The sequence below is a fragment of the Agrobacterium genomosp. 2 str. CFBP 5494 genome, from assembly GCF_900013495.1.
GTDB lineage: Bacteria > Pseudomonadota > Alphaproteobacteria > Rhizobiales > Rhizobiaceae > Agrobacterium > Agrobacterium pusense.
In genome coordinates this window covers 1,161,940-1,175,909 of the sequence record NZ_LT009719.1, presented here as the reverse complement: position 1 = coordinate 1,175,909, position 13,970 = coordinate 1,161,940, and the positions used below count along the sequence as shown (strand labels likewise).

The window sequence follows — 13,970 nt, the reverse complement described above, 5'->3', positions numbered from 1 at the left end:
CACGGCCACGAGCACCAGAACAGCGTGGAGGGTGTCTATCCGCCAAGATTGCAGGCACGAGGCGACAGTTCCCCTATGATCTGGATACCTGACTAACGCCGCAGCCCATCCATGACCAGCCGGACGATCCTGTGCGCGCGGTCACGCCAATCCGGCCCTTCCGGTATGGAATAGATGCCGAAGAGCGCGTTCAGGACATCCGCACCTGCGATGTCTCCCTTTACGGCGTCAGCCTTGACGGCATTGTCGAGTAGCTCCTCGAACGCCGTATGCAACAGCTTCGAGCCCTCCGCAAAAAGGGCGGAGTTGGAGGTGAACAGGAGTTTCAGACTGTTGGCCATGCCCCTTTTTGCCGCCATGTAGCTAACAAACCGGTTCATCCATTCTTCAACGGCTTTCGCGGGCTCTTCTTCCCGGACCAGGTCGCGCGCGGCCGTCGCAAGAATTTCCAGCTCGCGCCGATAGACGCCCTCCACCAGATGTTCGCGCGTCGGGAAGTGCCGGTACAGCGTCCCTATGCCAACGCCTGCACGCCTGGCAATATCTTCCAGCGAAGCCGCCGCGCCCTGCTCTGAAAATGCCAGCGCCGCGACTTCAATCAGCTTTTCCCGATTTCGCCGGGCGTCTGCACGCAAAGGGGCCGGTTCAACCGGAGGCGTTTGCTCCTTGGGCACGTGAAAGGCCGCTCCATTAAAAAATAGCTTGACGGACGACTGCAAGCCACTAAGTTAAACGGAGGCGCCTCCGTTTATGGGTGCGCCATTCGCTTCTTTAAATCAGATATGAGGCGGATGTCATGCCGAAATCAACGATTGGCGCTGATGAGCTCCCGACAACTCCAGAGTTCCTGAGGAACTTAACCTTCTGTCGCTCATTCTGATGTCACAATGCGGGAGGCACTTATGACACGATCGGCCGATAGCATCAGACATAACGATAATCCCGCAGATTGGTTGCGTCGCAGTGCCGATGCCTCAATCTTGGCAACACCGCAGCAAGCTTTTTCCACTGACAGGGCCTACGACGTCCTGAACTTTGCCATCGAGACCATGAAGGCAGGGCTCGAGGTGGCGCTGTGCACCTTGGTGGAAATACGCGGAGGCTCGTCCCGGCCGCTTGGCGCGCATATGGCGGTCGCTGAGGATGGAAGGTACTGCGGATATGTTTCTGGCGGATGCACGGAAGCGGCTATCGCAGCCGAAGCCTTGCAAGCCATGAAGAGCGGCCATGATCGCTTCGTCATGCTGGGCGAAGGCTCGCCGTTCTTCGATATCGTGCTGCCCTGCGGAGGCGGTATTACGGTTGCGATTCATCTTGTCAGGAACGTTGAACCGCTCTGTTCCACCAACATGCAGGTCGATCACCGGCAATGCGCATCGCTTTGTTATGCACCGGGTCTCGAGCAACTTTCGCCCGGCCTCCAGAGCAAGCCGACCGGCTGGGATGGCGATGTCTTTGTCACCCACTATCGGCCAAAAGTACGGACGGTTTTTTCCGGGCGCTCGCTCGAAGTGGAAAACGCCGTCAGCGTCGCGAGAGCTGCAGGATACGACGTTGTTCTCCTTGAGGATTCGCCGGGAACCAACATCGATGCATCGTTGATTGATCCCGACACGGCCGTTGCAGTTCTCCAGCATGACCTGGATCGGGAAATCCCGTTACTTGAGGCCGCTCTGCGCGCATCCCCTTTTTACATTGGCGCACTCGGCAGCTCCCGCACTCATGAGAAACGCGTCGAGCGATTGCGCCAGAGGGGTCATTCGGATGAGTCAATCGCCCGGATCAAGGCTCCGATCGGCGTTTTCGGGCGGGCAAGAGACGCTCAGTCACTGGCGCTGTCGGTCATCGCCGACATCGCAGCGTCGCGACAGCTCAACGTAACAAACAGCTAGAGCAGAAGGTCGTCGCATCAACAAGCCGACGGCTGGTCACAGGCAAACCATTACCGTGAGTTCCATGGGTGCCGCGACAGATCCTCCAGCGCGGGCCTTCAGACGAGGGAGATGTCCAATGCGATTTAACATCAACGGAACGGCAGTGGAGGTCGAGGCAGACATCCGCACTTCGCTGCTTGATCTCATGCGCAACTATCTGGGATTTACCGGCACCAAGAAAGGGTGTGATCAAGGCGCATGCGGCGCATGCACCGTACTGGTGGATGGCGAGCGCATCAATTCCTGTCTCGCGCTCGCGGTCCAGTATCAGGGCCGTAACATCACGACTGTCGAGGGCCTCGCCGCAAACGGCAACCTTCATCCCCTGCAAAAAGCCCTCATAGAGCATGACGGCTTTCAATGCGGCTATTGCACACCCGGCCAACTCTGTTCCGCCGTCGGCATGGCGGCAGAAATTGAACGAAACATTCCGAGCGTCGTCACCGCCGATCTTTCGAGCGACAGCATCGCCGTCGACGACACCGAGATTCGCGAACGCATGAGCGGCAATCTCTGTCGCTGTGGAGCCTATAACGGCATCGTTGAAGCCATATCTGAAACGCTGGTGCAGCAGACGGCGGTACCAACCGATGAGAGGGCACGGGCATGAATATCTTCTCCTATCACCAGGCATCTGATGCTGGGTCGGCGATCGCGCTCAAACAGGCCGGGCCGGCGGCGAAATATCTGGGCGGCGGCACCAATCTTGTCGATCTCATGCGCGAGACGGTCGAAAGACCGGAAACGCTGATCGATGTCACGCGGCTATCGAGCAGCATCGAACAGCGCACCGATGGCAGCCTGCTGATCGGAGCGGGGGTGAAGAACACGGCGCTCGCGGCCCATGGCGCGGTACGGATCCAATTCCCGGTTCTCTCCCGGGCCATCCTGGCAGGAGCAAGCGCGCAGATTCGAAACGTCGCGACGGTCGGAGGCAATATCCTCCAACGCACCCGGTGTCGGTATTTCTATGACAATGCCGCCCATTGCAACAAGCGTGAACCGAGTTCGGGCTGCGACGCGCTGGAAGGTTTCAACCGCTACCACGCAATCCTTGGGGCATCTCAAAGCTGCATCGCGACCCATCCTTCCGACATGTGCGTTGCGCTCGTCGCACTGGATGCAATGGTGCACCTTGAGGGGCCATCCGGCACGCGCAGCCTGCCGCTGCGCGATCTTCACCGACTGCCGGGCGACACACCCCAGATAGAAACGGCACTTCATCCGGACGAGCTCATCACGGCCGTCGAAATCCCAGCGCTGCCTTTTGCAAAAAGATCCGCTTACCGAAAGGTCAGGGACCGTGCGAGTTACGCCTTCGCTCTCGTTTCCGTCGCCGCGGCGCTTGATGTCGATAGCGCAGGTAACGTGAACGACGTGAGGCTGGCGCTCGGCGGCGTCGCGCACAAGCCGTGGCGCGCTCTCACGGCTGAATCGCATCTTAAAAGCCAGCCGGCAAACGCGAAGAGTTTCCGCGCTGCGGCGGAGGCCGAACTCGCGGACGCTGTCGGTTTACGAGACAATGCTTTCAAGATCGAACTGGCAAAACGCACTATTGTCGCCGTTCTGGAAGAACTGAAGGGAGAAAACGCATGAGCGCTGATACCCACACGCTGCCGGAAGCGGGCAGACAAGGTCGCTGGCAACCTGCCGTTACGAAAGATCCGCTGCTGCGCAAACATGGCGCCCTCGGGCAATCCATATCGCGCATCGAAGGTCCCATGAAGGTTCAGGGCAGGACGCGATTTGCGGCGGAATTTCCCTATGACAACATCAGCTATGCGGCGCTCGCTTTCAGCACCATTGCCCGCGGACGCATCTCCGAGCTGAATGTGAGTGCAGCGGAGGCCGCGCCCGGCGTCATTCTCGTCATGACCTACAGAAACGCACCGAGGATGAAGGCGCCGTCGCTTATGATGTCGTCTCCGACAGCTGCCGGGGCGAGCAATCTTCCCGTCATGCAAAACGACGAAATCCACTGGAACGGTCAGCCGATCGCTCTGGTTCTGGCCGAAACGCAGGAACAGGCGGATTACGCTGCATCGTTGGTCACGGCAAAGTATGAACTGCTGCCGGCGGTCACGTCCTTCGATGAAGCCAAGAAATCGCCCAGGCAGCTCGAAAACCTGCTTGGTCAGCCTCCATTTGTTGAAATCGGCGACGCGGCAGCCGCGCTTGCAAATTCGGAGGTGAAGGTCGATCTCATCTACAGAACACCACGACACAATCACAATGCCATAGAACTGCATGCAGCAACCATCGTCTGGAACGATGATGAGCTGCGCGTTCATGACGCGAGCCAGCTGCTAGACCTCACCACAGGCCAGCTCGCGGATATATTCGGGCTCGATATCAGCAAGGTCCATGTAACCTCGCCCTATGTCGGCGGTGGCTTCGGTGGGAAATGTTTCTGGGATCATCAGATCTTGGCTTGCGCGGCAGCCAAACTTGCGGGGCGCCCCGTGCGCATCATGCTGTCGCGGGAAGGTGTCTTCAGGATCATCGGCGGTCGCACCGTAACCGAACAGCGCGTGGCCTTGGGTGCCAGGACCGATGGAACACTTAATGCGTTGATCCACACCGGAACCGCGGCGATGACGACGCACAATTCCTGTCCGGAACAATTCACCTTTCCGGCCCGCCATCTCTATGGCGCCAGAACGTTCCGCATCGGTCAGGATGTCGCCGATCTGGACATGCTGGCAAATACTTTCATGCGTGCGCCGGGCGAGTCCGTCGGGACTTTCGCACTTGAATGTGCACTGGATGAACTCGCGGAGAAATTGGAACTGGATCCCATCGAGCTGCGCCGGCGGATCGAGCCGGAAAAGGACCCGACGACCGGCAAGCCGTTCTCGTCGCGCTATCTCATCGAAGCTTACGACAAGGGCGCAGAGCAATTCGGCTGGGATAAAAGGAGCCGGACACCACGTCAAAGACGTGAAGGCGAATGGCTTATCGGCATGGGATGCGCCACCGCGACCTATCCTTACCATCGCTTTCCCGGCGGCGCGGCCCGGATCAAGCTGACAGCAGACGGCCATGTTACCGTGTCGACGGCCGTCCATGACATGGGTATGGGCACCGCCACGGCTCAGGTGCAGCACCTGGCGGCACGACTGGGGCTGCCGCTTGAGCATGTCACGTTCGAGTATGGCGACAGCAGACTGCCGAGAGGCGTGATCGCCGGAGGCTCCACTCAGACCGCCTCCATAGGCGGGGCGATCATTGCCGCAACCGAGGTCTTCATGGAAGAGTTGATCAAGCTTGCCGGGAATGACTCGCCCCTTGCGGGGCTGTCGCTTCTTGAAGTCGAGGCGAGAGATGGTGGGCTATCGCATGTGAACGATAGCAGCCGGTTTGAGAGCTACCAATCGATCCTCCAGAGGGCGGGTCGAGAAGAGCTCGTCTGCGAGGCAGAGGCACCAGCCCCAGCCGAAATGGAAGCTTTTTCAATGCATTCCTATGGTGCGCAGTTCTGCGAGGTGCGCGTCAGCGCACTCACCGGCGAGACGCGCGTCTCCCGCTTCCTGGGTTCCTTCGACGCCGGGCAGATCCTCAATCCCAAAATGGCGACCAGCCAGTTCAAAGGCGGCATCATAATGGGCATCGGGCTTGCCCTGACCGAAGAAACCTATTTCGATGAGCGGACTGGACGCATCGTGAACGCCTCCCTGGCGGATTATCATGTGCCGGTGCAGATGGACGTACCGCCTATTGAAATCCTCTACACCAACAAGCCCGACCCGCAGGCGCCGATGGGCGCTCGCGGCATCGGTGAAATCGGTATAACAGGGGTTGGCGCAGCCGTTGCAAATGCAGTCTATAACGCAACGGGTATTCGCGTTCGCGATCTGCCCGTCACCCTGGACAAGCTGATGGCCCGTCTCGACTGACGCGTCCGACAACATCAACGCCCTCAGCATTTCCGCCCCGGCCCAAACCGCTCGCCGCGACACGGAGCGCCAAAATTCGAGGTCCAGCTTGGACCTCGACCCCGCCTGCAAGCGACAGCAATGTCGGTAAACAGTCCACAAAATCTGTCTGCCTGGATGGGCATTAAGCCCTGCCCATCGGCAAAGAGCGCAGAGACCACCGGCATTACCCTTCGCCTACGGTTTTTGCGGTTTGCATACCGTCGAGTTGGCCGCTCTGGCGGCCTCCTTAGCGCTCCGGGCATGACCTACGGCATTCGTGTGTTCCTGGGCGGATCACGCGGCAGTCATAGCGAGAGGTTAGCCGTTGTTGGCTGCGCTGAGGACGGCACTGACCGAAGCCGTGGCGATGTCATCGTCGATGCCGATCCCGAAAACCGTGACGCCATCACGAGTGCGGCATTCTAGGTAGGCGACCGCTTGGGAATTCGCGCCGCGTTTCAGAGAATGTTCGTGATAGTCGAGGACTTCCAACGTCACCCCACAATCCTCCTCCAGCGCCGAGACCGCACTGGAGATCAGGCCATTCCCACGGCCTGTGATCGCAATCACACGACCTCTGTGACGGATGCGCCCGACAAAAACGCGTTCCTTCCCGGCGCTCCGACGGCTTTCATCCTGATAATCAACCAGTTCAAACGGCTGCGGCCCGGTTAGATGGTAAGCATCTTCGAAGATCGACCAGATCATAGCGGCCGTGATTTCGCTGCCGGTGCTCTCAGCGAACTCCTGCACACGGCGGCTGAGATCGATCTGAAGCGAGCGCGGCAGTTTCAAACCCTTGTCCTGTTCAATCACCCAGGCAATACCTCCTTTGCCGGACTGGCTGTTGACGCGGATGACTGCCTCGTATGTCTCGCCTATGTCCGCCGGATCAACTGGCAGATAGGGCGTTTCCCAGATACCGTCATTGCGTTTTCTGTGGGCCGTGAACCCTTTCCGGATCGCGTCCTGGTGCGAGCCCGAGAAGGCCGTGTGCACCAGTTCGCCGGCATAGGGATGGCGCGGGTGCACCGGCAGTCCGTTGCAATGCTCGACGGTATTCACGACATCGCGGATCGCGGGAAAATAGAGTTTCGGATCGATCCCTTGGGTGTAGAAATTCATTGCCAGCGTCACCAGGTCCACATTGCCGGTCCGCTCGCCATTCCCGAACAGGCATCCCTCAACACGGTCGGCCCCGGCAAGCAACGCCTGCTCGGCCGCCGCCACGGCCGTTCCCCTATCATTGTGAGGATGCACGCTGATAACCACCGCATCACGGCGCGAGATGTTGCGGCCGAACCACTCGATCTGGTCTGCATAAACGTTGGGTGTCGCGACTTCGACCGTTGCCGGCAGGTTGAGGATCGCTGGACGTTCGGAGGTCGGCTGCCAAACGTCCAACACCCGTTCACAAATCTCAAGCGCAAAATCAGGCTCGGTGAAGCAGAAGGTTTCGGGCGAATACTGAAAGGTCCAGTGGGTGTCGGGTCGCTTCAGGCTTTCCTCCAGCATCGCCGTGACGCCGGTGACGGCCAGATCGATGATCTGATGCCGCTCCATCCCGAAGACCACGCGGCGGAACAGCGGAGCCGTTGCGTTATAGAGGTGAACGATCGCCCGGCGCGTGCCCTCAAGCGCTTCGAAGGTGGGGACAATAAGATCTTTACGGGATTGGGTAAGCACCTGAATCGTTACGTCGTCGGGAATCCGATCTTCTTCGATCAGCGCACGGACAAAGTCGAATTCGGTCTGTGACGCCGATGGAAAGGCGATCTCAATTTCCTTGAAGCCTGCGGCGAGCAGCATGTCGTAAAAGCGTAGCTTGCGCTCCACATCCATCGGATCGGCAAGCGCTTGATTGCCGTCGCGCAGATCGGTGGACAACCAGCGGGGCGCTTTCGTCAGCCGGTTGGACGGCCACTTGCGGTCTTGCAGCTCGATGGGAGAGACGAAAGGGCGGTATTTGATTTCAGGATTGGTCAACATGGCGTGATCCGTTGCGATGCGTTTTGTGAAGGATTCGACACGGCCATTACGATCGCCGGGAAGCCGTCAGGCCCGACGATCGCCGGTAAGTCGCAACACGTCGCAAACCGTTAAACAGGCAAACGCATGGGCCGCGCGTCCAACGGCCACGCCGAGCGCCGCAGGACACGGCTCTTCGATGCAGTCAATAAGGCGGTTGCGGTCGGTCACCTGGCGAAAACTCTCTGCTGTTAGATGGCCTACCGTAGTGAGCGCGAAGCTGATATTCTAACGCCGGATGATCATCGATCGTCGCAAAAGGATCAGTTTTGAAAAGCGGCATAAACATTACCAACGAGATCGCCGTCATCACCCACGACGAAAACCGCTTTTCGGGGCCAAGGCACAGTCACGAAGAGGCTCAGCTTCTATATGCCGTCAGCGGGGTTGTATCGATCAGGACGGATCGCGGCACCTGGGTCGTTCCGCCAAGCCGGGCGGTCTGGCTACCGCCCAAGCCGGCGCACGAAACGTCGAGCCATGCAGGCGTGCAGTTCCGGTCACTTCTGATTGACACAAGCGGAATAGGGGGGCTTCCCGACGAATGCCTTGTGGTGACGATCACCCCTCTTTTGCGGGAATTGATTCTGAAACTTGCCGAGCTTGCCGAGAAGCCACAAAGTCGGGAGCAAGCGGACGCCGTCGTCAGGCTGCTCCTGATGGAACTTTCCTTTCAGCCAGCGCAGCCGCTCAACCTGCCGATACCGAAGCATTCCGGCTTGGCGCAAATGTGCGAGCAGGTCCGTACCAATTTGGCGGAAAATCTCTCCATCGAAGATGCAGCGACCAGGCTTCACATGAGCAGAGCCACCTTTATGCGGACATTCAGGCGTGAAACCGGCATGAGTTTCGGGCAATGGCGTCAACAGGCCCGGATGCTTGATGCCTTGACGATGCTGGCAGAAGGCAGAAGCGTCCTCGATGTCGCCCTTGAGTGTGGCTACAATAGCCCAAGCGCTTTTTCTGCCGTGTTTCGCCGATCACTCGGGTGCCCGCCCAGCACTTATTTTTAAGCCAGACCGGATTCTGGTCATCACCTCGTTTAGCGCATCGACTGCGCGTTTGCATGCCAGACGATCAAGCCTCCGCAATTCAGTTGCAGTCAATCCCGCATGAGGCTGAATTCGGCTTGTCGCGCTGATCCGTCCACCCCTGTGCAACCCGCATCGCCACCGCCAGTCAACAACTTGAACGCCGTAACGGGTCCGCCAAACCCGCGAGGTTAAACCGACAGACCGAACGGTTGCTGAGCGACGAGATGCACGACTTTCGCTCCCCGCGGAATCCAGCCATTGATCACGTCCATACGATATTGCAGGTTCCAGCAGCGCCTCGTCACAGAGGCTCATGGAAAGCCCGCAAACCATGGGAGGAAAACTGTGTCTAACAGAGACGACAATGAGCCGCCGCCCAACGAACGCCCTGTCGGACCCCGTGTTTTCGTTATCCTGCTCGCCGCAGGGCGTTCCAGTCGCATGGGAGAGACAGGTGCATCCAAGTTGCTTGCGGAATTTGACGGCGTTGCTCTCATACGACGTTCTACGCAGGTTGCGCTCGGTTCGACTGCCGACAGTGTGGTCGTGGTAACGGGGCACCGCCGGCTTGAAATCGAAGCTTCGCTTGATGGCCTGGAAGTCGAGTGTCTCGAAAACCCGCTATACGGCCGCGGCATGGCGACCTCGATTGCGGCGGGGGTCTCACACTGCCATGCTCGGGGAGCGGATGCAGTTCTGGTCCAGCTTGCCGACATGCCGGGCTTGGCAAGCGGCGATCTCGATCGGCTTATTGCGGCTTTTCGAACGACCGATGGTGAAGCGGTTGTACGTGCGACGGGAAACGGTAAGCCGGGGAATCCCGTAATACTTCCTAAATCGCTGTTTGAGGCCGTCACCCACCTCGAAGGCGATGTTGGGGCTCGTCGGATCATAGAAACATCCGGCCTACCCATCATTTATGTGGAGATCGGAGAAGGTGCGTTGCTCGACGTAGACACGCCCTATGCGATACACGCCGCGGGCGGAACGCTGAAAGGTTAGTCCCAGCGCCATCGTCGGTCACCGTAGCAAGACCCGTCGCTCGTTGTTCATCAGTGCAATGTCAGGGACCCTTACGAAGCCCTGTAGATTGACGATCTCGCCCTCTCCCATTTATAGTTCTTCATATAGTCGAGGAACGCACGCATGGCCGCGCTCGGAAGGCGGCGGCTGGGATAATACAGGAACCAGTGCGGCAGGGTCGGGCTCCAGTCGGGGAGTAACTCCACCAGTCGACCATCCTGAAGGTACGGCTTGGCGTAGTCATCAAAGACATGGGCGATACCTCTTCCCGCAAGTGCTGCCTGTAGTTCATTGTGCGCCGAACTGACCGTCAGGCGGCCGGTTGGGGTGACTTCAATTTCCTCGTCGCCCTCGGCAAATCGCCAGGTGACCAGCGTGCCGCCGGGAAAGCGGCGTTTGACACAGTCATGACTGACAAGTTCGTGCGGCGTCTGTGGTTGCCCGCACCTCTCGATGTAATCAGGAGAAGCAACGATTGCATAACGAAGTGCAGGACCAAGCGGCAGAGCGATCATATCCTGCGCCAGTTGCTTGCCGAACCTGACACCGGCATCGAAACCCTGTTCCACGATGTCTATGACGGCCGCGCCGCTGATAATTTCGATCTTCACCTCGCGGTATACCTCCATAAAATCGAAGACCAGTGGGCAGAGGAAGTGATCGACTGCAGGCGCAGGCGCGTTGATCCTGAGGGTCCCCGACGGGCTATCGCGTAATTCATCGACCTCTGCGATGGCGAGCCTGATGTCGCTCAACGCAGGCGCAAGACGCTCGAGAAGACGCTGCCCTGCCTCGGTCGGAGACACGCTCCTCGTTGTTCGATTAAGAAGCCGGATGCCCAGAGCTTCCTCCAGAGCATTCATCGTTTGGCTCAAGGCCGATGAAGAAACCCCCCGTTCAAATGCCGCGGCGCGGAAGCCGCCGCAGCGCACGATGGCGACAAACTCGTCGAAGCTGTCTAGCCGAACAGGGTCCATTGCTAAGTTTTTCTAATCAAGTTGATAAAGTTAATGCAGGTTATCAGATCAATGGCGCCATGTCATGGTTCCCTGAGTTAAGGCCTGCGCTCTGGTGCACCTCTGCCCATTGAGGGGCAAACCGAGGCAGTGCGCTCAATGAAAGAGGAAAGAAAGATGAACGCCTTCACTCTGAACAGACGTGCCATCATGCTGTCCGCGGTTGCAGGCGCGTCAAGCATGATCCTCCCAAGCCTGGGCGGCCCGGGCAAGGCCCGCGCCCAGCCAGCTTCAGCGGCGGCCGGCAATGCCGGTTATTATCGCTTTCGGGTGGGAGAGATCAGCGCAACCGTCTTGAGCGATGGAGTGATTGGTGGTCCGCCACGCATTTACGCCAGTGATGCCCCGGAGGCCGAGCTTCAGGATGTGCTGCGAAAGGCATTTCAGCCGACCGACCACATGACACTCAATCTCAACACGCTGCTGATCGAAACCGGTGGCCGGCGGATTCTGATCGAAGCCGGCGCTGGCAAGACCATGGGTCCGAACGGTGGCCGCATCTTCGATAACCTCGCGGCAATCGGTCTCGATGCCGCTGACATTGATGTGATCGTTATCTCGCATACCCACCCGGATCATGTCGGCAACTTAAGAACTGCAGACGGTGGCAAGGCCTTCCCTCGTGCCACAGTCTTTGTCCCGAGGGCGGATTGGGACTTCTTTGTCCGCACCGATCCGGACCTATCCTACATGCCTGTCCCGGAGGATTTCCGGACACGATTTGCGGCAAACATCAAGAACAGCCTCGAACCCTTCAGGAACGATGTTGAACTATATGAGGCCGGCGCCGAGATTGCGCCGGGTCTGGCGACGATCGTCGCGTCTGGCCACACACCCGGCATGGCGACCTTCCTCGTTCATTCCGGAAATGACCAGCTGCTGCTGACGGCAGACCTTGCCTATCACCCTGTCGTCAACGTCGACAGGCCTTGGTTGCCAGGCCCCGACCGCGATAAGGAAACAGCCCTTTCCTCCCGTCGTCGCATATTTGACAGGGCGGCCGCCGAGCGTATGCCGGTTCTTGGCTTTCATTATCCTTTCCCCGGTCTTGGCCGGATGCTGAAGACCGATGGCGGCTATGCCTGGGTCCCCGCCAACTGGCAGTTTTGACGTCAACAACAATCGAGCAGGAAATCTCCCATGGATCAGTCAAAGATCAATCGTCGCGGCTTTCTCGGCACGGTGAGTGCGGCGGCAACCGGACTTGCACTCGCCAGCAGCACTACCGCGCAGGCTCAAGGCACGAACGTGTCGTCGGCCGCATCTGCCTCGAACCCGGAGGTGCTGACCCGGACCTTGCCTCGCACCGGGGAACGGGTCACAGCCCTCGGTCTCGGCACCTTTCTGACATTTGATCTAAAGCCCGGGGATCGCCGCGATGCCCTGCGACAGGTCTTTGAGCGATACGTCGCTGCAGGCGGTCGCGTGGTCGACACATCGCCTCTCTACGGCTCGGCGGAGGTCAGCGTCGGTCAGTTCATGGGCGAATTTGAGGGATCGGATGAGATGTTCCTCGCCAACAAGGTCTGGTCGACAGGAGAATATCTCGGAGACGAAAGCCATGCCGTTGAAAGCTTCCGGCAGTCACGCATGCGGACATGGCGTGACACGATCAACCTGATGCAATGCCACAGCATCACCAATGCGCCGGTCGTTATTCCGCTGATGAAGGCATGGAAGAAGGAAGGTCTTATACGGCATGTCGGCGTGACCCATCACGAGTCGGCGGCACAGGACCAGCTGCTGGCGATTGTTCAACGCGACGATGTCGATTTCATTCAGACGAACTACTCGATCTTCAATCGCGATGCGGAGCGACGCCTCCTTCCAGCCGCCGCCGACAAGGGCGTTGGCGTCCTCATTAATCTACCGCTGGAAAAGGCACGTTTGATGAAGGTCGTCGAGGGGCAACCGCTTCCCTGGCTGGCAGTATCCGGACTCCGAACTCGAAAAGCTTAAAGACCCCTCGATCAAGATCTTTTTCTGCATCAACCCAAGCAACCCTCCATCGGTAAAGCTCGATCAACGGAGCCTGGAAAAGATCGCCGACATCGTCGACAATCATCGGCCAGACTTGATGATATTAACCGACGACGTCTACGGGACTTTCGCGGACGACTTCAAATCGCTGTTCTCCGTCTGCCCAAAAAACACGATCCTGGTCTACTCTTACTCGAAATACTTCGGAGCTACGGGTTGGCGGCTGGGAACCATCGCATTAAGACCGGACAACGTGATCGATCAAGCGATCAGGAACTTGCCGGAGGAAGACAAAGCGTCGCTCGACAGGCGGTATTCATCGATTGTCACAGACGTTTCCACATTGAGGTTTATCGACCGCTTGGTTGCTGACAGCCGTACCGTGGCGCTCAATCACACCGCAGGGCTCTCAACGCCTCAGCAGGTCCAAACGGTGCTGTTTTCGTTATTCGCGCTTATGGACGAAAACGACAACTACAAGAAAACACTGAAGCGACTTATCCGGCGTAGACAGGCAGCCCTGTATGCTGAGCTCGGCCTGGATACTCCTGACGACGAAAATTCGGTCGATTATTATACCTTGCTGGATCTTGAGAAGATTTCCCGCCGGCTTTTTGGCGACGAGTTCGCAGCATGGGTCAGACACGAATTTTCGCCGAACGAGTTGCTGTTCAGAATTGCCGATGAGACCGGAATCGTTTTGCTGCCGGGACGCGGCTTTGGAACCCAGCACCCTTCTGGTCGGGCGTCGCTTGCCAATCTCAACGAGTACGAGTACGCGGCGATTGGCCGATCGCTCCGTAAGATGGCTGACGAGTACTACGCGAAATTCCAGCAAACGCATCGATAACGCGCTTCCTGCCATCGTCCAGATGGCGGGACGCCTCTGTCGCCGACCACCCTGATGATCAAGAGAGTGTAAGAGTGCTCTCGCGGATCCTCATCGTGGACAACGGCTATGTCGTGCCAATCGTGATCATGAACAGGTTCATCGGCACGCCGCCAAACTAAATCTTAACCTCACAGCATGGACACGCC

11 protein-coding genes and 1 pseudogene are annotated in these 13,970 nt (G+C 58.5%); 9 read left to right on the top strand and 3 right to left on the bottom strand.

Going from position 1 to position 13,970, the window contains the following annotated elements; all coding sequences use genetic code 11:
- Positions 1-92 precede the first annotated feature (92 nt).
- Positions 93-674, bottom strand: a complete 582-nt coding sequence (locus tag AGR2A_RS20245; RefSeq protein WP_072493451.1) for a TetR/AcrR family transcriptional regulator — start codon at positions 672-674, stop codon at positions 93-95.
- Between the two features lie 228 nt (positions 675-902).
- Here AGR2A_RS20245 and AGR2A_RS20240 point away from each other — a divergent pair, with 228 nt between their 5' ends.
- The 4 genes from AGR2A_RS20240 (at position 903) to AGR2A_RS20225 (ending at position 5,830) form a co-directional block, all read left to right on the top strand.
- The gene (locus AGR2A_RS20240; RefSeq protein ID WP_022563125.1) at positions 903-1,892 is read left to right on the top strand and encodes an XdhC family protein; all 990 of its coding nucleotides are present in this window, start codon (positions 903-905) and stop codon (positions 1,890-1,892) included.
- Positions 1,893-2,010: 118 nt separating this feature from the next.
- A complete protein-coding gene (locus AGR2A_RS20235; RefSeq protein WP_072493347.1) occupies positions 2,011-2,544 on the top strand; it encodes a 2Fe-2S iron-sulfur cluster-binding protein in 534 nt (177 codons plus the stop codon).
- Positions 2,541-3,530 (top strand): FAD binding domain-containing protein, encoded by a 990-nt coding sequence (locus AGR2A_RS20230; protein ID WP_072493348.1) that lies wholly within the window; start codon positions 2,541-2,543, stop codon positions 3,528-3,530. The genes AGR2A_RS20235 and AGR2A_RS20230 overlap by 4 nt, the downstream gene beginning before the upstream one ends.
- Complete coding sequence (locus AGR2A_RS20225) at positions 3,527-5,830, top strand: xanthine dehydrogenase family protein molybdopterin-binding subunit (RefSeq protein ID WP_080823317.1); 2,304 nt, start codon at positions 3,527-3,529, stop codon at positions 5,828-5,830. Before AGR2A_RS20230 ends, AGR2A_RS20225 begins: the two co-directional genes overlap by 4 nt.
- A gap of 339 nt (positions 5,831-6,169) precedes the next feature.
- Here the strand turns inward: AGR2A_RS20225 and leuA are convergent, their stop codons facing one another.
- Positions 6,170-7,840, bottom strand: coding sequence for a 2-isopropylmalate synthase (gene leuA / locus AGR2A_RS20220; RefSeq protein ID WP_072493349.1), 1,671 nt, complete (start codon positions 7,838-7,840; stop codon positions 6,170-6,172).
- Positions 7,841-8,148: 308 nt separating this feature from the next.
- Here leuA and AGR2A_RS20215 point away from each other — a divergent pair, with 308 nt between their 5' ends.
- Both AGR2A_RS20215 and AGR2A_RS20210 read left to right on the top strand, forming a co-directional pair.
- Complete coding sequence (locus AGR2A_RS20215; protein ID WP_080823316.1) at positions 8,149-8,892, top strand: AraC family transcriptional regulator; 744 nt, start codon at positions 8,149-8,151, stop codon at positions 8,890-8,892.
- Between the two features lie 366 nt (positions 8,893-9,258).
- The gene (locus AGR2A_RS20210) at positions 9,259-9,915 is read left to right on the top strand and encodes a nucleotidyltransferase family protein (RefSeq protein ID WP_072493351.1); all 657 of its coding nucleotides are present in this window, start codon (positions 9,259-9,261) and stop codon (positions 9,913-9,915) included.
- Between the two features lie 71 nt (positions 9,916-9,986).
- On the opposite strand, the gene AGR2A_RS20205 is transcribed toward AGR2A_RS20210, so the two are convergent.
- On the bottom strand, positions 9,987-10,913 hold the full coding sequence (locus tag AGR2A_RS20205) for a LysR family transcriptional regulator (RefSeq protein ID WP_072493352.1): 927 nt from the start codon (positions 10,911-10,913) through the stop codon (positions 9,987-9,989).
- Between the two features lie 156 nt (positions 10,914-11,069).
- Between AGR2A_RS20205 and AGR2A_RS20200 the strand changes: the two genes are divergently transcribed.
- The 3 genes and pseudogenes from AGR2A_RS20200 to AGR2A_RS20195 all read left to right on the top strand — a co-directional run bounded on the left by AGR2A_RS20200 (position 11,070) and on the right by AGR2A_RS20195 (position 13,782).
- On the top strand, positions 11,070-12,062 hold the full coding sequence (locus AGR2A_RS20200) for an MBL fold metallo-hydrolase (protein WP_072493453.1): 993 nt from the start codon (positions 11,070-11,072) through the stop codon (positions 12,060-12,062).
- A 30-nt stretch (positions 12,063-12,092) separates the two neighbouring features.
- Positions 12,093-12,881, top strand: a pseudogene (locus AGR2A_RS29200) (aldo/keto reductase); the annotation flags it as partial.
- Positions 12,882-12,921: 40 nt separating this feature from the next.
- A complete protein-coding gene (locus AGR2A_RS20195) occupies positions 12,922-13,782 on the top strand; it encodes a bifunctional aspartate transaminase/aspartate 4-decarboxylase (RefSeq protein ID WP_337442099.1) in 861 nt (286 codons plus the stop codon).
- Positions 13,783-13,970 lie beyond the last annotated feature (188 nt).

What these genes read in the sequence shown, in the direction of transcription:
- AGR2A_RS20240 (WP_022563125.1), top strand. Translation starts at nt 903, where the DNA reads ATGACACGATCGGCCGATAGCATCAGACATAACGATAATCCCGCAGAT.
- AGR2A_RS20235 (WP_072493347.1), top strand. Translation starts at nt 2,011, where the DNA reads ATGCGATTTAACATCAACGGAACGGCAGTGGAGGTCGAGGCAGACATC.
- AGR2A_RS20230 (WP_072493348.1), top strand. Translation starts at nt 2,541, where the DNA reads ATGAATATCTTCTCCTATCACCAGGCATCTGATGCTGGGTCGGCGATC.
- AGR2A_RS20225 (WP_080823317.1), top strand. Translation starts at nt 3,527, where the DNA reads ATGAGCGCTGATACCCACACGCTGCCGGAAGCGGGCAGACAAGGTCGC.
- leuA (WP_072493349.1), bottom strand. Translation starts at nt 7,840, where the DNA reads ATGTTGACCAATCCTGAAATCAAATACCGCCCTTTCGTCTCTCCCATC.
- AGR2A_RS20205 (WP_072493352.1), bottom strand. Translation starts at nt 10,913, where the DNA reads ATGGACCCTGTTCGGCTAGACAGCTTCGACGAGTTTGTCGCCATCGTG.
- AGR2A_RS20200 (WP_072493453.1), top strand. Translation starts at nt 11,070, where the DNA reads ATGAACGCCTTCACTCTGAACAGACGTGCCATCATGCTGTCCGCGGTT.